This is a genomic window from Paenibacillus sp. FSL R10-2771 (assembly GCF_038000205.1).
GTDB classification, from domain to species: Bacteria; Bacillota; Bacilli; order Paenibacillales; family Paenibacillaceae; genus Paenibacillus_AQ; species Paenibacillus_AQ phytohabitans.
On record NZ_JBBOBM010000001.1, the window covers coordinates 7,460,911 to 7,480,403 of the forward strand.

The window sequence follows — 19,493 nt, forward strand, 5'->3', positions numbered from 1 at the left end:
CGCTCTTTATAGCTCCACTGTGCCGCCGTGCACATGATACAGGCTTGCGCCTTTTAATTTATCGGCATTCAGTCCCTCTACACCGGTGGCGGTGATGAAGGTCTGTACCTTGCTTTGAAATGTTTCGATAAGCTGGGTCTGACGATAGGGATCAAGTTCGGACAAAACATCATCAAGAAGCAGCACAGGATACTCTCCGATCTCCTCATGGATCAGTTCAATTTCCGCCAGCTTGAGCGATAAAGCTGCCGTACGTTGCTGTCCCTGGGAACCGTAGACCTGAGCTTCTCTTCCGTTGATAAAAAAGGACAGGTCATCCCTATGGGGACCCGTCAGCGTCATGCCGCGCCTGATTTCCTGATCTCTTGTTTGTGATAACTTTAACATAAATTTGTCCAATAAGACAGCTTCATCTTCCTCTTCGCGCTCACCGAAAGAGGGGACATAGAGCAGTTTGAGCTCTTCTCCGCCGTTTGTAATGCCGCGATGGATGCTTTCTGCCCATATCTGCAGCTTCTTTATGAATTGTTTCCTTTTTTTGACGATTTTAACACCATGCTCTATAAGTTGCGCATCCCATATCTCCAGAAGTTCCTTGCCGGCAGCTTCTTTTCCCCATAGCTGCTTCAGCAGATTCCCTCTTTGGAGCAGCACCTTCTGGTATTGCTGCAGGTGAAACAGGTAGCTGGGCTGGACCTGGCCAATCTCCATGTCAAGGAACCGGCGCCTGATGCCCGGGGTGCCTTTGACAATCTCGAGATCCTCCGGAGCAAACATCACCACATTCAGTGAACCTACGAATTCACTAAGCCGGCGCTGCTCCAGTCCGTTAATTCTGGCTTTTTTGCCTTGGGGTGACAGGGTAAGCTCCAGCTTAAGATCACCGTATTTGCGCTCCACTTCGGCCACAATCTGTGCGGAACCTGCAGGAGCATCGAAGGATATGAGTTCCTTGTCCTTGGAGGTACGGTGGCTTTTGGTCATCGCCAGGACGAACAAAGCCTCCATGAGATTTGTTTTGCCTTGGGCGTTCTGACCGAGAATGAGGTTCACATCACCCAGGCTCTCCAGACGCAGCAGCCCATAGTTGCGGTAATACTGCAGACCGATATTTTTGACAAACAAGACCCTGTGCCTCCTTGGGTGTACTACTCTTTGACTCCGCCGCCTTCAACCTCGAATACGCCGTTATCCTGTACCTCTATCTTATCACCCGGGTAGAGCTTTCTGCCACGCCGTTCTTCTTTCTCCCCATTCACTTGTACGTGCCCTTCCTGCAGCAGCGCTTTGGCCATGCCGCCTGTGGATACACAATCCGCCAGTTTCAAAAACTGGTCCAGCTTGATATATCCACTGTGGATAACTATTTTTTTCATCTTTTTTTCCTTTCCACCACTTATCCACAGGCCATGGACAGGGCATTAATTGGTTGTGCGGTAAGGCAGAATGACGTACAGGCTGCGGCTCTCGTCGAGCGGTCTGAGGATAATCGGACTCATCATGCCGGTGAAGGCAATCACGAGCTGCTCACTCTCCACAACCTTCAGCACATCGAGCATATATTTGGAGTTGAAGGAGATCCGCAAAGGCTCACCTTTGAAATCAATTACTTCAAGTTCTTCCCGGACTTTCCCCAGCTCTGATGAGCTGGAAGAAATCTCTACGTCGCCATTCTCAAGAGTCTGCATCCGGACGATGTTCGTTTTTTCTTCACGGGACAGCAAATAAGCGCGGTCAATCGATTCGCTGAGTTTTTTTGTATCAAGAGTTAGTTCTGTTTTGTAGGTGCTTGGAATAATTCTAGAAGTATCCGGATAAATTCCGTCCAGGATCCGCGAATAGAACAGCACTTTGTCGATTTTGAAGAGGACCTGGTTATCCGCAACGACAATATCCACCAGCATATTCTGATCCGGGATAATTTTGCTGAGCTCGTTCAGCGTTTTGCCGGCAATAACAATATTCGCAAACTGAACATTCTCTGTACCTTCCAGATGTGCTGCTCTTGTTGCCAGACGGTGGCGGTCGGTAGCCGTGAACTTGAACTCGTTATCGGCAAGATTCCAGAGAATACCTGTCAGAATTGGTGTTGTCTCTTGGGTAGAGATGGAGAACGCGGTTTGTTTAATCATATTCTTCAGCAAATCGCCTGGCATTGAGATGGTTTCATTCTCCTCAATGCTTGGCAGAACAGGGAATTCTTCAGGGTCCAGGCCAACAATCTGAATCTCCGTAGATCCGGAAGAGATATAGGTTTGAAAGCCCTCTTTGACTTCCATGTGAATTTCTTTGGAGGGAAGCTTCTTGATGATCTCGACAAAGAACTTGGCTGGAAGCACTACGCTGCCGGGCTGTTCCACTTTTACGATCGTATGGCTGTCATTCTCGGCAGGGATGAAGGATTGGATTGAGATATCCGTGTCGCTTGCCGTCAATGTTACTCCCTGGTGGCTAACCTCAAGCTTTATTCCGGTCAAAATAGGGATGGTTGTTCTGCTCGAGATCGCCTTGGAGACATGGCCTATAGATTCGTTGAGTTCATTTTTGAGAATGCTGATTTTCATGATTTCACTCCTAGCTGAAAAATTGGGAAATGGGTGTACGTTTGACCTCTTTGAAACCTGCTCTTAGAAGATGAATTATTATAGTTATTTAATAGTATTAGTAGTAGGGGCTCCGTTTATGTGGATAAGTCGCTAAACAGCATAAAATTAAGCCTACCCACATGTGTATAGATTGTGTATAGGCTCTTTGTTCCTCTTAGGAAGGATTTTTAATTTTCTCCGCAAGATTATTTACCACTTTGTACAACTCCTGGTCTACCTTTAATTGCTGCGTAATCTTCTCATGGGCATGGATAACTGTCGTATGATCGCGCCCTCCGAAGGCTTCACCGATCTTGGGAAGCGAATAATCCGTTAATTCGCGGGAGAGATACATAGCAATCTGCCTTGGAAAAGCAACAGCCTTCGTACGTTTCCGTGCTTTGAAATCCTCCATGCGCAAATTGTAGTATTCGCCGACTTTTTGCTGAATATCGTTGATGGTAATCATCTTCGGCCGGCTGGAGGGGATGATATCCTTCAGCGCTTCAGCTGCCAGATGCGTTGTCACATCCTGGTTAGTCAATGATGAATAGGCCACAACGCGGATCAGCGCACCTTCAAGCTCGCGGATATTCGTGTCGATCTGATTGGCAATGTACATCATCGCTTCATTCGGGATATCCAGGTTCTCCGCCTTGGCTTTCTTACGGAGAATCGCGATACGTGTCTCCAGATCCGGAGGCTGAATATCGGTGATTAGTCCCCATTCAAACCGGGAACGCAGCCGTTCTTCCAGTGTGGGAATCTCCTTGGGCGGCCGGTCGCTTGAGATGATAATTTGCTTGCGTTCTTCATGAAGAGCATTGAACGTATGGAAAAATTCCTCCTGCGTAGACTCTTTGCCGGCCAGGAATTGAATATCGTCAATCAGCAAAATGTCAACGTTGCGGTATTTGTTACGGAAGCTTTCGCCGCGGTTGTCACGGATGGAGTTGATGAATTCATTCGTAAATTTCTCGGACGAGATGTAGATAACCTTATTGTTGGGGTTATGCTCCAGCACGTAGTGCCCGATGGCATGCATCAAGTGGGTTTTCCCGAGACCCACGCCTCCGTACAAAAACAAAGGATTGTAAGCTTTGGCAGGCGCTTCGGCTACAGCCAGCGAGGCTGCATGCGCAAAACGGTTGCCCGAACCGATCACGAACGTATCAAAAGTGTATTTGGGATTGAGCAAATGCGTCTGTGCTTCTTCGCGTGAAACTGCGGGAGTGGGCGCCATTTGTTGAACTATTGGCTCAGAGGGTTTGTTCTCTTCAATTACAAATTTGACGTCAACCTGTTGTCCGGTGACCTCATAAACCGTTGCTCCTACCAATTTGGTGTAGCGACTTTCCAGCCATTCTACGGCAAAAGTTGTAGGCGCCGAGATAATAAGAGCCTGGGGGCTAAACGTTAAGGCCTTGGTAGCCTTAAACCAGGTATCAAAGCTCGGCTTGCTTAGTTTGGTTTGAATAATCGATAAAATTTGCTGCCATAATTCGGAAGTATGGCTGTCCACAGACTGTCACTCCTTTAAATCTTCCAAATGTGGCATCAGCCATGAAGTGGAAATGTCGAAGAAAATGGGTTGTTGCTGAATCTTATCCCCAATATGCAATATCAAGAGACAAAAAAATATGGATAAATTTGAATTGTTCACAACTTTATCCACAGCTTGTTGATAATATAGAGAACAAACAAATCTATTCACATTCAAAAGTAATACCATCATAGCAAAACCCCCCTTGTTTTTCAATGAGCCACGCTATTTTATCCACAAATTCAATCACTTGTGTATAATTTTTAGGAACACCACTACATATTGTTGATAAATTGTTTACCGTTCGACAGTTTCCGTCATGGCTTCGATATTTTTATACACAGGTTGTGCTCAGTTGTGAGCAGTCGACTATTTTTTTTGATCACAGGTGGATAACTATAATGTCCTGTGGATTACTTTTTGAGACAAAAGGGCTGTGGATAAGACGCGGAGGCCGAATTTTGGAGGGACGGAAGCAATCTGGGGATAGATAGACAGCAGCAGCTGAAGAGACCTGTGGAGAAATAAAAAAGAGGGAGGAAGGGGACAAGGTTGACTTTTGCCTTGATTATGTGTTTAAATATATAAAGGTGTTTTCTGTGAGGATATGTCTCCAAATTTAATTGATAATACTTGTAGATACTGTCCCTACTCTAAGGACGGCTTAGTCCGTTTCTGCTTATATGACAGTAATTAAGTTCCTGTAAGGGAGGTGCAATACATGAGACCGACGTTCAGACCGAATGTGAGCAAACGCAAAAAGGTGCATGGTTTCCGCAAAAGAATGAGCACGAAAAACGGCCGCAAAGTGCTGGCAGCCCGCCGCTTGAAAGGCAGAAAAGTTTTGAGTGCGTAAGTTAGGCCACTTAGGGACCACTGCGGTGGTCCTTTTTTACAAGATGAGAATTCAATGGGGTCCCCATAAAGTACCTGAGTAATCATCGAAGCAAAGCCCCACTTTGTGGGGTTATTTTACATGGGATCCCCGCAAAAGTTACGGATCACGCTTCACTACAGAGCCGCACTTTGCGGGGCTTTTTTTGATTGTTATATAAGGAAGGAAGAGGAGCCCCGGCATTTTTCCCTTCTATATATAGCGCAGAATTGGATGCATCTCCTCAGAGCGGGAGGACCACTGTTATTCTGCAGCTGCAACAATAAAAGTTTGGCTCTGCAGAGGATGATAGCGCTACTGCGGGGTTTTTTTGAAAGATGAAAATGTATACGCTTTGCATTATGAAGGAGCCTTATCTTTCCGCTGTAACAGATGCCGTTTATGGCATCACCTGAATGACTATACTAATTAGAAGATGAAATTCCGGAGCTTACGCGAAATCCGGTATTTGAATAGGAGAGTCCCGTGCACAAAAGTCTACGATTACGAAACCGTGCCGACTTCAGCCGCGTATACCGCCATGGGAAGTCATTTGCGAATCATCAATATGTGGTGTACTGGTTTCCCAGAAAAGAGGTGGAGCGTTTCCGCGTAGGTATATCTGTCAGCAAGAAGGTTGGAAACGCCGTGGTACGCAACCGTATGAGGCGGCTGGTAAAGGAAATTGTCCGTCACCATGAGCCGGAAATTATCGGGGGTCTGGACATCGTGTTCATCGTAAGAAAAGGAGCTCTCTCCAAGGATTACGGCGAGCTCGAGAAAAGCGTGCTGCATGTGCTTCGCAAAGCCAAGCTGCTCAAGGCTTTGCACAAGTAAGAGGGGCACAGGGGGCTTGTTTATTTGTATCCATAATTATGTTATGATTTACGGTGCAATGGAATGTTTATGAGAGGGGTTTTGAAGTGTCTCTAATGAAGACTAAGCGAGGAAAAATGTTTCTTCTCCTCGGGTTAATGGTTCTAATGATTGCTGTTCTGTCGGGGTGTTCTCCGTCTGGGGCGGCATCAGTGACGCACACTACGGAAGATTTGAAAAATGGAGGCTTCTGGCAGAGTAATGTCGTCTATTATTTCGCCATTGCACTGGATACTTTCGCGAAGTGGTTTAATGGCCAGTACGGATTAGCCGTACTTGTAATGGTTATCATTGTGCGTACGTTAATTTTGCCGCTTACCATGAAACAGGTTAAGAGTTCACGTGCGATGCAGGCCATCCAACCGGAACTTGAGAAGATTAAGAAAAAATATAAAGATGAGCCCGAAAAGGTACAGCAGGAAACGATGCGCCTGTTCCAGGAGAACAAGGTAAATCCGATGGCAGGCTGTCTGCCGCTGATCGTGCAGATGCCGATCTTCATCGCCCTGTACAACTCGATCTATTACAACCCGGATCTTAGATTGCATGACTTCCTGTGGCTGCAGCTCGGCAAGCCCGATCACCTGTTCATTCTGCCGCTTCTTGCCGCTGCTACGACATTCATTCAGACCCGTATGATGACCAAAATGAACCCGGTACAACAGCAGGGTCCAATGCAGTTCATGATGATGGTATACCCGGTTCTGATTTTCATCATGTCCTACAACTTCCCGTCTGCGCTTCCGCTGTACTGGTTCTATAGCAATCTGTACACCATTATTCAGAACTACTTCTTGTACCGCAACAACGATAAACATAAAGCGGCTATTGCCGCTGCAAGTGCCACCGCTAACGCTACTGCGGGTAACGGCAAAGCCAAAGAAGTGAATTTGACGAAGAGCAAGAACAGCAACAATAACGCCCGCAAAGATGTTACTCCTGCTGCAAAAGGTAATAGCAGCAAAGGGAAGAAGGGGGTCAAAAAGTCAAAATGAGCAAAGTCGTCGCGACAGGGAAAACCATTGAAGAAGCTGTAGAACGGGGACTTAACCAGCTTGGAGTTCAGAAGGACCGGGTAACGGTCAACGTACTTGAACAGCCGTCAAAAGGATTCCTTGGATTGATCGGTGCGAAGGGAGCCAAGGTAGAATTGACCTTGATCTCTGAAGCCGCACCGGCATCAGCGGCGAGTGCTCCGCTACTGTCTCAGCAGTCAACAAGAGAGAGCAAACCAGAGGCGATCAGCGGCGTACCGCGCCAGGATTCCGGACAACCGGTGGAGGAAGCTTACCAACAGGCCGTTCATTTCATTGTGGATGTCGCCAAGAGCATGGGGCTCGAGGTGGAAGTTGAAATCGTTCATACCAAGGAATCAACTGTTCTGCAAATATCCGGTCCGGATCTCGGGCTGCTGATCGGCAGAAGAGGACAAACTCTCGATGCTCTGCAGTATTTGGCTAATATTGTTGCCAACCGCTATTCCGACAGCTTCATCCGCCTTGTGCTGGATGCGGAGAACTTCCGTGAACGCCGCAAGAAGACGCTTGAGGAATTGGCGGACCGGCTCGCGGGACGTGTAGTCCGGACCCGTAAAGAGGTCGTCCTGGAACCCATGTCCCCGCAGGAACGCAAGATTATTCATTCCAGATTACAAGATCACCGGCAGGTTAACACGCTTAGCAAGGGTGAAGAACCGAACCGCCGCGTCGTTATAACATTGAAGTAGATCTATATGCCGCAATGACTCCTTGACCTATGCGAGGAGTCATTGTTTTTTTGAAATATAACAATTTATATGGTTCGCGAAATATATTACCCTTATATTTCCCGCTGAAACGTATGCCGTCCTTTGGAGGACGGCTTAACCGTTTCCACTTGAAGATACAAATAAGAAAAGATCAAGTCAGAGGTGAATAACAACATGCTTAGTGACACTATTGCTGCTGTATCGACGGCTCTGGGCGAGGGCGGAATTGCCATCATCCGGGTTAGCGGACCGCAGGCTATCAGCCAGGTTGCTCCATTGTTCCAAAGCCGTATCCCCCTTACGGAAGCTGAATCCCATACTGTGCATTATGGACATATTGTAAGTCCGCTGGATGGGGAGCGGATGGAAGAAGTGCTGGTTACGGTTATGAAGGGACCGCGTTCTTTTACAACGGAAGATGTAGTGGAGATCAGTGCCCATGGCGGCGTAATCTCTGTAAGAAGAGTGATGGACCTGCTGCTGCAGCAGGATATCCGGCTGGCTGAGCCGGGGGAATTCACCAAACGTGCTTTTCTGGGCGGACGGATTGATCTTTCGCAGGCGGAGGCTGTTATCGACCTGATTCGTTCCAAATCAGACCGTGCCTTCTCGGTTGCGCTTAAGCAGGTTAGCGGTTCTCTATCCGCACGGATTCATGAGCTTCGGCACACTCTTATTGAGATGCTGGCTCATATTGAAGTGAACATTGATTATCCGGAACATGATGTGGAATCCTTAACTGCCGATTTCATCAAGGACAAGAGCCAAGAGGTTATGGAAGGCATTAACAAGCTGCTTCGTACAGCTAATGAAGGAAAGATTCTGCGCGAAGGGATTACAACAGCAATTGTAGGCCGGCCTAATGTCGGCAAATCCTCCCTGCTTAACGCGCTTGCCCGCGACAACAAGGCGATTGTAACCGATATTCCGGGAACAACGCGTGATGTAATAGAAGAGTATGTTACGATTAATAATATTCCCCTGAAGCTGCTGGACACTGCCGGTATCCGTGAAACGATGGATGTGGTAGAAAGAATCGGTGTGGAACGTTCGAAGGCGGCTTTTAGCGATGCGGATCTGATTCTGCTGGTGCTGAATGCCAATGATGAGCTGCATGAGGATGAACTGGCACTTATGGAACAAATCCACGGTAGACAAGCCTTGGTCATCATGAATAAAATGGACTTACCGTCCCGTCTGGATACGGATAAGCTGCGCTCTTTTTTTGACGAATCGAGCATTGTACCGATGTCTGTGCTGGAAGAGGAAGGACTGGATAAACTGGAAGAGGCGATCTCGGCACTCTTTTTCGGAGGCAAGCTGGAGTCGGGTGACTTGACTTACGTAAGTAATGTAAGACATATTGCCCTGCTGAAGAAGGCGCATAAATCACTTCAGGATGCCTACGAAGCTGCGGAGATGCTTATTCCTATAGATATGATACAGATTGATGTGCGTCTGGCCTGGGAGCAGCTCGGTGAGATCGTTGGAGATACGGCTGCGGATTCTCTGCTGGATCAGATTTTCTCGCAGTTCTGCTTAGGCAAATAAAAGGAGGGAACAGTTATGAATTATGATGGAGGCAGCTATGATGTTGTCGTCATTGGCGCCGGACATGCCGGCTGTGAAGCGGCTCTGGCTGCTGCACGGATGGGCTGCCGCACACTGATGATCACGATTAACCTGGATATGGTGGCCTTCATGCCATGTAATCCATCCATTGGCGGACCCGCCAAGGGCCATGTAGTGCGTGAAATTGATGCGCTGGGCGGGGAAATGGGCCGCAATATAGATAAGACTTTCATTCAGCTGCGGATGCTTAATACCGGGAAAGGACCTGCTGTCCATGCACTTCGTGCACAGGCAGACAAGTTCCTCTATCAGCATGCGATGAAGGAAACGATGGAAAAGACGCCAAACCTGACACTGCGCCAGGGCATGGTGGAAGAACTGATTGTTGAGGACGGCCGCTGTGCCGGGGTTGTTACGAAGAGCGGAACCATATATCACAGCAAAACTGTTATCCTGACGACCGGAACCTATCTGCGCGGCAAAGTGATTATGGGTGAACTGACTTATGAGAGCGGACCGAACAATCAGCAGCCGTCCGTACGGTTGTCGGAGAATTTGCGTGAGCTTGGATTCGATCTTGTCCGCTTTAAGACAGGAACACCACCGCGTGTGCATAAGGACACGATTGATTTCTCCAAGACAGAAATCCAGCCGGGCGATGATAAACCGAAATTCTTCTCTTTTGAAACCAAGTCATCAGATAATGAACAGCTGCCTTGCTGGCTGACTTACACATCACCGGTCACACATCAGATTATTAATGACAACCTGCACCGGGCACCGATGTTTACCGGAATTATTGAAGGAACAGGTCCTCGCTATTGTCCATCGATCGAAGATAAGGTCGTGCGGTTCAGCGATAAATCACAGCATCAAATCTTCCTTGAGCCTGAAGGTAAAAACACATCGGAATACTATGTACAAGGTCTGTCTACAAGCCTCCCTGAGGATGTACAACTGGCAGTGCTGCGTTCCATTCCCGGTATGGAAAAGGTTGAAATGATGCGTAACGGCTATGCCATTGAATATGATGCGATGGTTCCAACACAGCTCTGGCCTTCCCTTGAAACCAAACGGTTGCCGGGACTGTTCACAGCAGGGCAAATCAACGGTACCTCCGGTTATGAGGAAGCTGCAGGGCAGGGTGTAATTGCAGGCATTAACGCAGCGCGTAAAGTACAGGAGAAGGAGCCGGTGGTGCTTGACCGGTCCCAAGGTTATATCGGTGTGCTGATTGATGATCTCGTCACCAAGGGAACCAATGAACCTTATCGTCTGCTGACTTCGCGTGCGGAATACCGCCTGCTGCTCCGTCATGATAATGCGGACCTGCGCCTGACTCCAATCGGTTATGAAATTGGACTTATTCCAGAGCAACGGTATGAGGCATTCCTTGATAAAAAAGGACGAGTGGACCGTGAAATCATCCGCCTGCAGGAAACGAAGGTTAAACCTGTTCAAGTAAATGAAGCTCTTGCCGGATATGACTCTGCACCGATTGTTGACGGAAGCAATCTGCTAACCTTAATGCGCCGTCCGGAGCTTGCCTACAGCTTCGTAGATATGATATCGCCTGCCCCAGAAGAACTGGACGAAGAGATGAAGGAGCAGGTTGAGATTCAGATAAAGTATGCCGGATATATTGAGAAACAGCTCCAGCATGTTGAGAAGCTGCAGAAGATGGAGAAGAAGAAGATCCCTGAAGATATCAACTACAATGAGATTCATGGACTTGCGATGGAAGCCCGGCAAAAGCTGACCAAGATCGCTCCAATCTCCATCGGCCAGGCTTCGCGCATCGGAGGAGTAACACCGGCGGATATCTCGATTCTGCTTGTACATCTGGAGCATTATAACCGTGTGACAGCGGCGAAAGGATAATCTATGGATACTACGGCAGCCCAGTTCACCGCTCTGCTCAAGGAGCGCGGACTACAGCTCTCAACGAAGCAGTTAGAACAATTCGAACTATACTTCCAGGAATTGATTTCCTGGAATGAGAAGATGAACCTTACAGGTATTACGGAAAGAAGTCAGGTGTATACGAAGCATTTCTACGACTCTCTATCTCTGGCTTTCTATCTGAATATGGATGAAACCAAGAGTCTTGCTGATATCGGATCGGGTGCAGGGTTTCCTGGAATTCCGCTGAAGATTTGTTTCCCGCATCTGAAGCTGACGATTGTAGACTCACTCAGCAAACGGATCTCTTTTCTACAGCATGTATGTAACACCCTGGGCCTGACTGGCGTACAACTGATCCACGGACGTGCCGAGGATGTCGCCAGACAGTTTGTACACCGTGATGCTTATGATGTGGTGACTGCACGTGCAGTTGCCCGCCTATCTCTTTTGAATGAACTTTGTCTTCCGTTCACACGTAAGGATGGAATCTTCGCCGCAATGAAGGGAAGCGACCCGGCTGAGGAATTGGCAGAAGCCAGACGCAGTTTCAAGGAACTTCGCGCTGAACTGCAGAAGGTGGAATCCTTCAGCTTGCCTATTGAAGAATCCGCCCGGCATATTATTCTCGTACGTAAGACCGGGGCAACACCAGCGAAGTATCCGCGTAAGCCAGGCGTGCCTGCGAAGTCGCCCCTTGTATAATTGTTTCACGTGAAACAATCAAAATCATATTTACGAAACCAGATCAAGCTCATGCAGAATGGGCTTGATCTTTTTTTATGAGATTTGTGGTATATGCCCCCATCAACGGCATTTTCACCTGTGCCATAACATATAACCTCAAGACTGGACCATATAGAGTTTATTTGTGAATAAGGGGACCCAGGGGGACCTTTAGGCAGGAAAAATAGGTCTATATGGAGAATAGGATTATGAGCAGAAAAGTGATAGAATACTATAGTAAGACTTTTTATAGAGAAGACTCTTCTGCTACTCTGTTACTACCCTGGTTACAGAGAAATGAAGGTCAGAAATATGGCCAGGCTGTTCTTGAATTAAAGAGCTGATCAGCGATCTGATTCATTCTTTAATTGTAGGGAAAGTGACTATGAATAGGATAGATGCTTTTCTCACGCTGTACGATAGGCTTTTCGCAAGAAAGGTTAGAAGGATCGTACTATAACGAAATTAGGTGGTTATGAACGGAATGAAAGAACAATTCACCAAGCTTTTTGGATTTACCGAGCGGAGCAGCGGAGAAGAGATCAAACAAATCCCGGTTCATGAGGTTATCAGCAGTCCATATCAACCACGGACGATATTTGATGATGACAAGATAGATGAGCTATGCCAGACTATCAAAACTCATGGAGTTATCCAGCCGATCGTTGTGCGTATGCGTGATTCCCAGTATGAAATCATTGCCGGTGAAAGACGTTGGCGGGCGGTCAAAAAGCTGGGCATGGAGACTATTCCAGCTCTTGTACGCGAATTCAATGATTCACAAGCAGCTTCAATTGCACTGATAGAGAATTTGCAACGTGAGGGTCTGACTTCTATTGAAGAGGCAATCGCCTATCAGAAGCTGATTGATCTGCATCAATTGACGCAAGAGAGTCTGGCCCAACGGCTTGGCAAAAGTCAGTCAACGATTGCCAACAAAATTCGCTTGCTGAATTTACCGGAGGCAGTCAAAGTTGCGCTAATGGAAAGAAAGATCACTGAGCGTCATGCGCGTTCGCTTTTGTCTCTGGACAGTGAAGAGATGCAGATGAAGGTGCTGGCTGAGATTATCTCCAAAGAGCTCAATGTGAAGCAAACAGAAGCACGTATTGCATTCTATAAAGCCGTTACACAGACTAAGAAATCAAAACGGGTATCCTATACAAAAGATGTTCGTCTCGCTCTTAATACCATTCGCCAATCCATAGACATGGTGTCCGGTTCGGGGATGGAAATCAAGACCTCCGAGAATGACCGTGGCGATCATTATGAGATTGTTATTCAAATCCCAAAAAGATAAATGGTTTCAAAAGCTGAAGGCGGCCCTGAGGTGATTGGCCGCCTTTTCTATGACTAGCTCCAGACGTTATCACACATACACTTTATGGATAAGTTAATGTATATTTGTCTACACTTCCCGCACATGTGATGCCGTAGTATACAAATCATTATGCCAATACAACTCATGACCTTACAAGATGATTCTTTCTAACAATTCGAGGTGAAATAAGTGTCCAAGATTATTGCCATAGCAAATCAAAAAGGCGGGGTCGGTAAAACAACAACCTCTGTAAACCTGGGTGCCGGCATGGCTACTTTAGGGAAAAGAGTGCTGCTTGTTGATATTGATCCGCAAGGCAACACTACGAGCGGCGTTGGCGTCAACAAAGCGGATGTAGCAAATTGCATTTATGATATTCTTATTAATGAAGCAAACCCGCAGGAAACGATATTGGAGACCCAAATCGAAGGCCTTCATATCATACCGGCTACTATTCAATTGGCGGGTGCGGAAATTGAATTAGTCTCTACCATATCCAGAGAACTAAAGCTGAAGAAGGCTCTAAATGCGGTCAAGGCGAATTATGATTACATCATCATCGATTGCCCTCCATCATTGGGCATTCTTACCATTAATTCTCTGACAGCAGCGGATTCAGTCATTATACCGATTCAATGTGAATACTACGCGCTTGAAGGGCTAAGCCAACTGCTTAACACGGTAAGACTGGTGCAGAAAAATCTTAACCCTCACCTTAAGATAGAAGGGGTACTGCTCACTATGCTTGATGCCCGGACCAATCTGGGGATTCAGGTGATTGAAGAAGTGAAAAAGTACTTCCAGGAGAAGGTATATAGAACCATTATTCCGCGTAATGTCCGCCTGAGTGAAGCTCCTTCACACGGACAATCCATTATTACTTATGATTCCCGTTCCAAAGGAGCGGAAGTGTATTTAGAGTTGGCAAAGGAAGTGATTTCTTATGAGTAAGCGCCTAGGCAAAGGCTTGGATGCTTTAATACCTTCTTTATCCATTAACGAGGATGACAAGGTTGTAGAAATACCCTTGTCGCAGTTAAGAGCCAATCCGTATCAGCCGCGTAAAGATTTCAACGAAGAAGCTATTCAGGAGCTGGCTGAATCTATCAGACAGCACGGGGTCATTCAACCAATCATTGTCCGCAGTGTATTGAAGGGTTATGAGATCATTGCCGGTGAACGCCGGTTCCGTGCATCCCAGTATTGCGGCAAAGCAACGATCCCTGCGGTAGTCCGCAGCTTAAGCGACCAGCAGGTTATGGAGATTGCCCTGATTGAAAACCTGCAGCGTGAGAATCTAAACGCAATGGAAATTGCGGTTGCATATCAAGGGCTAATGGATCAATTTGCTCTTACCCAAGAAGAGCTATCACTGAAGGTGGGGAAGTCCAGATCCCATATTGCCAACTTCCTGCGGCTGCTTAGTCTGCCGGAGGAAGTGAAGGATTATGTTTCACGTGGAACAATTTCTATGGGCCATGCCCGGGCAATTGTAGCGCTGAAAGATCCGGAGACGATAAAGCAATTAGCTGAACAGTGTGTGGAACAGCAGTGGAGTGTGAGAGAGTTGGAAGAGGTAGTGAAAAACCTCGACCGCAAACCTGCGAATGGGATCAAAGCTAAGGTGGTCAAACGCGATCCTTATATTGATAACGTTGAGGAAGTATTGCGGGAACGCTTCAAAACAACCGTTAAGATTAAGCAAGGTAAGGAAAAAGGAAAAATAGAATTAAATTATTACAGTGCCCAAGACCTGGAAAGACTGCTGGAGTTGCTCGGGAACTGATTTGGATATTTGTGCCGAAAACATATCCTGAGATATCCCTAAAACGGATATGGAGGGATATGTTTTTTAAACGGAAAATAGTGAGGTGAAGAGATGGAGAGACTGGTTTATCTGGATCATGCAGCAACCTCGTGGCCTAAGCCGCCTGCAGTGGCTGCTGCAATGGTGGATGCTCTGGAGCATTCAGGGGCAAATGCCGGACGCAGTAACCACTCGCTGGCGATAGGTACAGGGCGCGTGCTGGTGCGGGCACGGGCTTTGCTGGCTCAACTGTTCGCTGTCTCCAATGCTCAGAATATTGCCTTTACCCATAACACAACCATGGGGCTAAATATGGCTATTAAGGGTACACTTCAACCAGGGGATCATGTAATTTCAACGATGACAGAACATAACTCTGTACGCAGACCCTTAGAGTATTTGCGCCGGACAATAGGTATTGAAGTGGATTATTTACAGGTGGATGGTGAGGGGCAGGTTGATCTGCTAGAACTTCAAAAATCGTTCCGCCACAATACCAGAATGGTGGTTTGTAATCACAGCTCCAATCTGCTCGGGAGTATACTTCCTCTTGGAATTATTGGCGATATGGCCAAATCACACGGAGCTGTGTTTCTGGTAGATGCTGCTCAGAGTGCGGGCTCACTAGATATAAATGTGCCGGAAATGAATATCGATCTGCTGGCTTTTCCGGGGCACAAAGGGTTGTTAGGACCTCAAGGCACCGGGGGGCTGTATATATCGCCACACTTAGATCTGGAACCTCTGATGCACGGCGGAACAGGCAGCCAGTCGGAAAATAGTGATCAGCCCATGGTGCGGCCTGACCGCTATGAAGCTGGCACTCAGAACGCTGTTGGTGTAGCCGGGCTGCTGGCGGGTGTGAAGGAGATACTGGCCATGGGAACGGAACGGATTCATATGCAGGAGTGGGAGCTGACGCAGAGGCTGATGGAAGGCTTGGCCTTCATCCCGGGGATTAGGATTCTCGGCCCTGGCCTGGGCATTCAGCGTAGCGGAATTGTCGCGTTTGTAGTGGAGGGACAAGAGTCAGCGGATATTGCCCATCGCCTGGACCGTGAATATAACATTGCAGTGCGTGCAGGCATGCATTGTACGCCGCTGGCCCATAAAGCCGCAGACACTTTGGAGAGTGGTGCGGTGAGGGCGAGTGTTGGTGTAAGCTCGACAGAAGAGGATGTTAACAGATTGCTGGATGCCATGGCCGAAATGTATGGTGCTTCACGAACAAGATAACAAGTGGACATGGTGTTGGCGTCCTTTTTAAAGGACGGTACCGTTCGGCGGGAAATAGAAGGATAGCTATCATGTGAAACCTGATGAATTTTTATATTTAGACAAAGGATGGTCCATATATGTCGGAATTAAATGAAGTAATAAGTGAACAGCTGTCGGTGTTCATTATGGGTTTTGCAGTGATAATTATTCTGCTGGCAATTGTTCTAATTATTCAAGGTGCCAAGATCCGCAAGATGCGGCGCAGATATGAAGCGATGATGACCGGGAACGGCATTGAGGATCTGGAGAGCCTGCTGGTAAACCTGAAGAACCAGGGAGATATGCTGGAGGATGGTCAGCGTGAGCATAAGGCAATGATTGAAGCCGCACAAGCCAAAATGCGGGGGATGAAGTCCAAGGTAGCCATGAAACGCTATAATGCCTTTGGAGAGCGCGGCAATGATCTGAGCTTCTCGCTTGCCATTCTGGATGACAACCATAGCGGAATTGTGCTGAGCAGCCTGCACAACCGCGAGAACTCATATATATACTCCAAGCCGCTTGAAAAGGGAGAGTCGCAGTATCCTCTGTCTCCAGAGGAGAAGGAAGTTATTGCTCTCGCGCTGCAGCAGATCTAGCATGAAGGTTCCATTGCTTAAGTGCGGAGTATAGGCTGGAAGCAATGATATCGGATAATCTCATTACAAGGCTTAATCTCGTATTCTGCAGTACAAAATATTCCATGAAGCCGCCGACATTCACAATGCCTGTCAAATGGATATCGCCTACTGGCGGGAGTTGCTTGTTGACCCCTGCTCCCGGCCGGAGGGGGCCGTCTACGACCTGGATGCAGCCAACGCTTGTTGACTGGCCCAGACAGGCATCAATTCCGATGATGAACGGGTTAGGGTGCTTCTGATAAATGAGGGAGAGAGTCTCCTCCAGGTTAACAGCATGAACTGGCTCGTCCAGCGTTCCGTAGAGATGGAATAAGGGGCTATGGAAGCGGGCAAGCGCAGTGCCGACCAGCGGTCCAAGTGAATCACCGGTAGAGCGGTCTGTGCCTACACAGACAATAACAATTGGTGTATCTGTACGTGTGCGTGAAAAGTGGAAAAGAAGCCGATGAGTAATCGCAGAATAGATATCGGGATCAGCATGTGATATTTTTAAACAGGATGGTTCTTGCAGGGATGAAGCTTTAGAAGAGAAATTCATATGATCTTCCTTTCTGTTCTGATGATCCTAGTATATGGATGAAAGTGGATTTTTATACTATGGCGGCAATAGATAGGACGAATAGCCCAGAGGAGGCGCGGAGTGTGGAGGATGAACTGCTAATAGCCTTTGATTCGACCCAGCAGGCGCTGCGCGCTGAGATGCTGCTGGAATATGCGGAGATTGAAATTGATATATTTCCTACACCCAAGGAGATTACAGCCGGTTGCGCCATGTCGATCCAATTCTACCGGAATGCATTGGAAGAGGTGCGGGTCATTGTGGCGGAGCAGAATGTAGAGATACGCGGGATCTTTGCCAAATCAAGTGATGGTATAGGATATGTGGAGGTTGTGGAGAAGGAGGGGCAGGATGAATAACTGGATGCTGGAAGTGACAACGCCGGGTCAGGCAGTCGACGAAGTGGTCCGCTTTAAGGATAGAATATGGGAATGGATAACCAATGCAGATATGTGGGCTACCGTGCTGTTTTCCGGGGTGCAGATTCTGCTGCTTTTTCTTGTGACCCGGGTGATTATTAAGGTAGTCTCCAATGTTATCGACCGTTCCCTGGAGAGGGAGACGCGGGGAAGGCGCTTAGCGAATAACCGCCGATTCTCAACAGTAGGCGGACTTATGAAAAATGTGGTTGCCTTCATCTGTAATTTTGTCATGATTATGATGATTCTGTCTGTATTCCAATTCGATCTGAAACCGCTGCTGGCCGGGGCCGGAGTTGTGGGGCTGGCGATAGGGTTCGGCGCACAAAGTTTGGTCAAAGATGTAATTACCGGTTTCTTCATCATCTTCGAGGATCAATTTGCAGTAGGCGATGTCATCCAGAGTGGAACCTATAAAGGTACGGTAGAAATGATTGGCCTGAGAACGACCCGGCTGCTGAGTGCGACAGGGGAAGTGCATATCATACCGAATGGCACGATTGTAAACGTTACGAATTATTCGCTGGCTAATGCCCTGGCGGTGGTGGATGTGCCTGTCAAAATAGAGCGGGGTTTAGAAGCAACACTTGCACTGATTGGAGAAGCGCTTAAGGGGATAGAGGAACGGAACCCCAGTGTAATTGACTATCCCAATGTGCTGGGTATTCAGTCGATGAGTACTTCGGAGTATGTAATCCGGGTGGCGGCTAATTGCATGCCTAACGCCAGAGATTCCGCAGAGCGGCAGATTCAGAGTGATATTAAGCAGGCCCTGGAGCAGCAAAGCGCTTTGGAAGCAGCCAAGGCAGAACAGGAGGCTCGTGTGCAGGCAGACAGGGAGGCAAGGGAGGCTGAAGCGGCTCAAGAGGAGGAACTCTCTGAGAGCGCCCGTAGAGCCCGTGAGGAGCAGCAGGCAAGTCCGAGAAGACAGATAGCTGCTGCGCAAGAGGGAGAGGAAGGGGAAGAAGAATAATGGAACGCAAAGTATTCGGGCTGGGTGATATTGTACAGATGAAGAAGCCGCATCCCTGCGGAACGAACGAGATGGAGATTATCCGTATGGGAATGGATATCCGGATTAAATGTACCGGCTGTCAGCATAGCGTCCTAATCCCCCGTGCTAAATTCGAAAAAAACATGAAGAAGGTTCTTCATTCTGCTGAGAGCGGAGCCGAAAACAATTAAGCTTGCAGCAGAGGTAAAGCGCTAGTGCAAATAGCTTGCAATTGTAACTTTGGCATGATACAATAATTCTTGCTGCGGAGAGGTACCCAAGAGGCCCAAGGGGGCTGACTCGAAATCAGTTAGGCGTGTCACAGCGTGCGTGGGTTCGAATCCCACCCTCTCCGCCACTTCAGCATTATATACATTAACTACTATCCCTTCGTTCAGGTGACGAAGGTTTTTTTATTTCTGCATGAAGACATACAAAAAGAGAGACCTTTGCAGGTCTCTCTCCAGAGGCAGTACATCAATGATGTTTGGAAATCTCTGTCTGTAGCCGCTAAAGTGAAACAGGTTGTGCCAGGCTGCTTTTTTTAGGAACAGCCTTTACTCTCCCCGGGTTACAATAGTTGCTGATTCAGAATCCCTGTGATTGTGTTCGTCTACGACGTTCAACGGAACCACACCTCTCTTTTGTACTGCCTGAGTATAGTATGTGC

Annotated in this window: 20 protein-coding genes and 1 tRNA gene; 16 read left to right on the forward strand and 5 right to left on the reverse strand. The window is 47.6% G+C overall.

What is annotated here, in order from left to right; all coding sequences use genetic code 11:
• Positions 1-6: 6 nt before the first annotated feature.
• The 4 genes from recF to dnaA all read right to left on the reverse strand — a co-directional run bounded on the left by recF (position 7) and on the right by dnaA (position 4,107).
• Positions 7-1,125 (reverse strand): DNA replication/repair protein RecF, encoded by a 1,119-nt coding sequence (gene recF, locus NSU14_RS32330; RefSeq protein WP_039295741.1) that lies wholly within the window; start codon positions 1,123-1,125, stop codon positions 7-9.
• A 23-nt stretch (positions 1,126-1,148) separates the two neighbouring features.
• Positions 1,149-1,376, reverse strand: a complete 228-nt coding sequence (gene yaaA / locus NSU14_RS32335) for a S4 domain-containing protein YaaA (RefSeq protein ID WP_039295744.1) — start codon at positions 1,374-1,376, stop codon at positions 1,149-1,151.
• Between the two features lie 45 nt (positions 1,377-1,421).
• Positions 1,422-2,564, reverse strand: coding sequence for a DNA polymerase III subunit beta (gene dnaN / locus NSU14_RS32340; protein ID WP_340948499.1), 1,143 nt, complete (start codon positions 2,562-2,564; stop codon positions 1,422-1,424).
• A gap of 196 nt (positions 2,565-2,760) precedes the next feature.
• Complete coding sequence (gene dnaA, locus NSU14_RS32345; protein ID WP_042132666.1) at positions 2,761-4,107, reverse strand: chromosomal replication initiator protein DnaA; 1,347 nt, start codon at positions 4,105-4,107, stop codon at positions 2,761-2,763.
• 742 nt (positions 4,108-4,849) lie between these two features.
• Between dnaA and rpmH the strand changes: the two genes are divergently transcribed.
• The 12 genes from rpmH (at position 4,850) to NSU14_RS32405 (ending at position 16,809) form a co-directional block, all read left to right on the forward strand.
• Positions 4,850-4,984: a 50S ribosomal protein L34 gene (gene rpmH / locus NSU14_RS32350; RefSeq protein ID WP_039295761.1), complete on the forward strand. Its 135-nt coding sequence runs from the start codon at positions 4,850-4,852 to the stop codon at positions 4,982-4,984.
• A gap of 504 nt (positions 4,985-5,488) precedes the next feature.
• The gene (rnpA, locus tag NSU14_RS32355) at positions 5,489-5,839 is read left to right on the forward strand and encodes a ribonuclease P protein component (protein ID WP_042140607.1); all 351 of its coding nucleotides are present in this window, start codon (positions 5,489-5,491) and stop codon (positions 5,837-5,839) included.
• An 86-nt stretch (positions 5,840-5,925) separates the two neighbouring features.
• On the forward strand, positions 5,926-6,873 hold the full coding sequence (locus tag NSU14_RS32360; RefSeq protein ID WP_042140606.1) for a YidC/Oxa1 family membrane protein insertase: 948 nt from the start codon (positions 5,926-5,928) through the stop codon (positions 6,871-6,873).
• Complete coding sequence (gene jag, locus NSU14_RS32365; protein ID WP_039295766.1) at positions 6,870-7,604, forward strand: RNA-binding cell elongation regulator Jag/EloR; 735 nt, start codon at positions 6,870-6,872, stop codon at positions 7,602-7,604. Before NSU14_RS32360 ends, jag begins: the two co-directional genes overlap by 4 nt.
• 195 nt (positions 7,605-7,799) lie before the next feature.
• Positions 7,800-9,176 (forward strand): tRNA uridine-5-carboxymethylaminomethyl(34) synthesis GTPase MnmE, encoded by a 1,377-nt coding sequence (mnmE, locus tag NSU14_RS32370; RefSeq protein ID WP_042140605.1) that lies wholly within the window; start codon positions 7,800-7,802, stop codon positions 9,174-9,176.
• Positions 9,177-9,191: 15 nt separating this feature from the next.
• Positions 9,192-11,078, forward strand: a complete 1,887-nt coding sequence (mnmG, locus tag NSU14_RS32375) for a tRNA uridine-5-carboxymethylaminomethyl(34) synthesis enzyme MnmG (protein ID WP_340948501.1) — start codon at positions 9,192-9,194, stop codon at positions 11,076-11,078.
• 3 nt (positions 11,079-11,081) lie between these two features.
• Entirely contained in the window at positions 11,082-11,804 is a 723-nt protein-coding gene (gene rsmG, locus NSU14_RS32380) for a 16S rRNA (guanine(527)-N(7))-methyltransferase RsmG (protein WP_340948503.1), read from the forward strand.
• Positions 11,805-12,309: 505 nt separating this feature from the next.
• Positions 12,310-13,125 carry a nucleoid occlusion protein gene (gene noc / locus NSU14_RS32385; protein ID WP_039295780.1) on the forward strand — a complete coding sequence of 272 codons (816 nt, stop codon included), beginning with the start codon at positions 12,310-12,312 and terminating at the stop codon, positions 13,123-13,125.
• Between the two features lie 210 nt (positions 13,126-13,335).
• Positions 13,336-14,097, forward strand: coding sequence for a ParA family protein (locus NSU14_RS32390; protein ID WP_042140602.1), 762 nt, complete (start codon positions 13,336-13,338; stop codon positions 14,095-14,097).
• Positions 14,090-14,932 (forward strand): ParB/RepB/Spo0J family partition protein, encoded by an 843-nt coding sequence (locus tag NSU14_RS32395; RefSeq protein ID WP_042140601.1) that lies wholly within the window; start codon positions 14,090-14,092, stop codon positions 14,930-14,932. Before NSU14_RS32390 ends, NSU14_RS32395 begins: the two co-directional genes overlap by 8 nt.
• A 93-nt stretch (positions 14,933-15,025) precedes the next feature.
• Entirely contained in the window at positions 15,026-16,189 is a 1,164-nt protein-coding gene (locus NSU14_RS32400) for an aminotransferase class V-fold PLP-dependent enzyme (protein ID WP_340948505.1), read from the forward strand.
• Positions 16,190-16,308: 119 nt separating this feature from the next.
• Entirely contained in the window at positions 16,309-16,809 is a 501-nt protein-coding gene (locus NSU14_RS32405) for a DUF4446 family protein (RefSeq protein WP_076243742.1), read from the forward strand.
• On the opposite strand, the gene yyaC is transcribed toward NSU14_RS32405, so the two are convergent.
• Entirely contained in the window at positions 16,781-17,389 is a 609-nt protein-coding gene (yyaC, locus tag NSU14_RS32410) for a spore protease YyaC (protein WP_039295795.1), read from the reverse strand. The genes NSU14_RS32405 and yyaC overlap by 29 nt on opposite strands.
• Positions 17,390-17,493: 104 nt before the next feature.
• Here yyaC and NSU14_RS32415 point away from each other — a divergent pair, with 104 nt between their 5' ends.
• The 4 genes from NSU14_RS32415 (at position 17,494) to NSU14_RS32430 (ending at position 19,181) form a co-directional block, all read left to right on the forward strand.
• Complete coding sequence (locus tag NSU14_RS32415) at positions 17,494-17,769, forward strand: DUF3343 domain-containing protein (protein WP_076243741.1); 276 nt, start codon at positions 17,494-17,496, stop codon at positions 17,767-17,769.
• On the forward strand, positions 17,762-18,802 hold the full coding sequence (locus tag NSU14_RS32420; RefSeq protein ID WP_340948506.1) for a mechanosensitive ion channel family protein: 1,041 nt from the start codon (positions 17,762-17,764) through the stop codon (positions 18,800-18,802). Before NSU14_RS32415 ends, NSU14_RS32420 begins: the two co-directional genes overlap by 8 nt.
• Positions 18,802-19,014, forward strand: coding sequence for a DUF951 domain-containing protein (locus NSU14_RS32425; RefSeq protein ID WP_039295799.1), 213 nt, complete (start codon positions 18,802-18,804; stop codon positions 19,012-19,014). The genes NSU14_RS32420 and NSU14_RS32425 overlap by 1 nt, the downstream gene beginning before the upstream one ends.
• A gap of 76 nt (positions 19,015-19,090) precedes the next feature.
• Positions 19,091-19,181, forward strand: a tRNA-Ser gene (locus tag NSU14_RS32430).
• Positions 19,182-19,493 lie beyond the last annotated feature (312 nt).

What these genes read in the sequence shown, in the direction of transcription:
- yyaC (WP_039295795.1), bottom strand. Translation starts at nt 17,389, where the DNA reads ATGAATTTCTCTTCTAAAGCTTCATCCCTGCAAGAACCATCCTGTTTA.
- noc (WP_039295780.1), top strand. Translation starts at nt 12,310, where the DNA reads ATGAAAGAACAATTCACCAAGCTTTTTGGATTTACCGAGCGGAGCAGC.
- NSU14_RS32405 (WP_076243742.1), top strand. Translation starts at nt 16,309, where the DNA reads ATGTCGGAATTAAATGAAGTAATAAGTGAACAGCTGTCGGTGTTCATT.
- dnaN (WP_340948499.1), bottom strand. Translation starts at nt 2,564, where the DNA reads ATGAAAATCAGCATTCTCAAAAATGAACTCAACGAATCTATAGGCCAT.
- mnmE (WP_042140605.1), top strand. Translation starts at nt 7,800, where the DNA reads ATGCTTAGTGACACTATTGCTGCTGTATCGACGGCTCTGGGCGAGGGC.
- mnmG (WP_340948501.1), top strand. Translation starts at nt 9,192, where the DNA reads ATGAATTATGATGGAGGCAGCTATGATGTTGTCGTCATTGGCGCCGGA.
- jag (WP_039295766.1), top strand. Translation starts at nt 6,870, where the DNA reads ATGAGCAAAGTCGTCGCGACAGGGAAAACCATTGAAGAAGCTGTAGAA.
- rpmH (WP_039295761.1), top strand. Translation starts at nt 4,850, where the DNA reads ATGAGACCGACGTTCAGACCGAATGTGAGCAAACGCAAAAAGGTGCAT.
- rsmG (WP_340948503.1), top strand. Translation starts at nt 11,082, where the DNA reads ATGGATACTACGGCAGCCCAGTTCACCGCTCTGCTCAAGGAGCGCGGA.
- NSU14_RS32400 (WP_340948505.1), top strand. Translation starts at nt 15,026, where the DNA reads ATGGAGAGACTGGTTTATCTGGATCATGCAGCAACCTCGTGGCCTAAG.
- NSU14_RS32395 (WP_042140601.1), top strand. Translation starts at nt 14,090, where the DNA reads ATGAGTAAGCGCCTAGGCAAAGGCTTGGATGCTTTAATACCTTCTTTA.
- NSU14_RS32425 (WP_039295799.1), top strand. Translation starts at nt 18,802, where the DNA reads ATGGAACGCAAAGTATTCGGGCTGGGTGATATTGTACAGATGAAGAAG.
- yaaA (WP_039295744.1), bottom strand. Translation starts at nt 1,376, where the DNA reads ATGAAAAAAATAGTTATCCACAGTGGATATATCAAGCTGGACCAGTTT.
- NSU14_RS32420 (WP_340948506.1), top strand. Translation starts at nt 17,762, where the DNA reads ATGAATAACTGGATGCTGGAAGTGACAACGCCGGGTCAGGCAGTCGAC.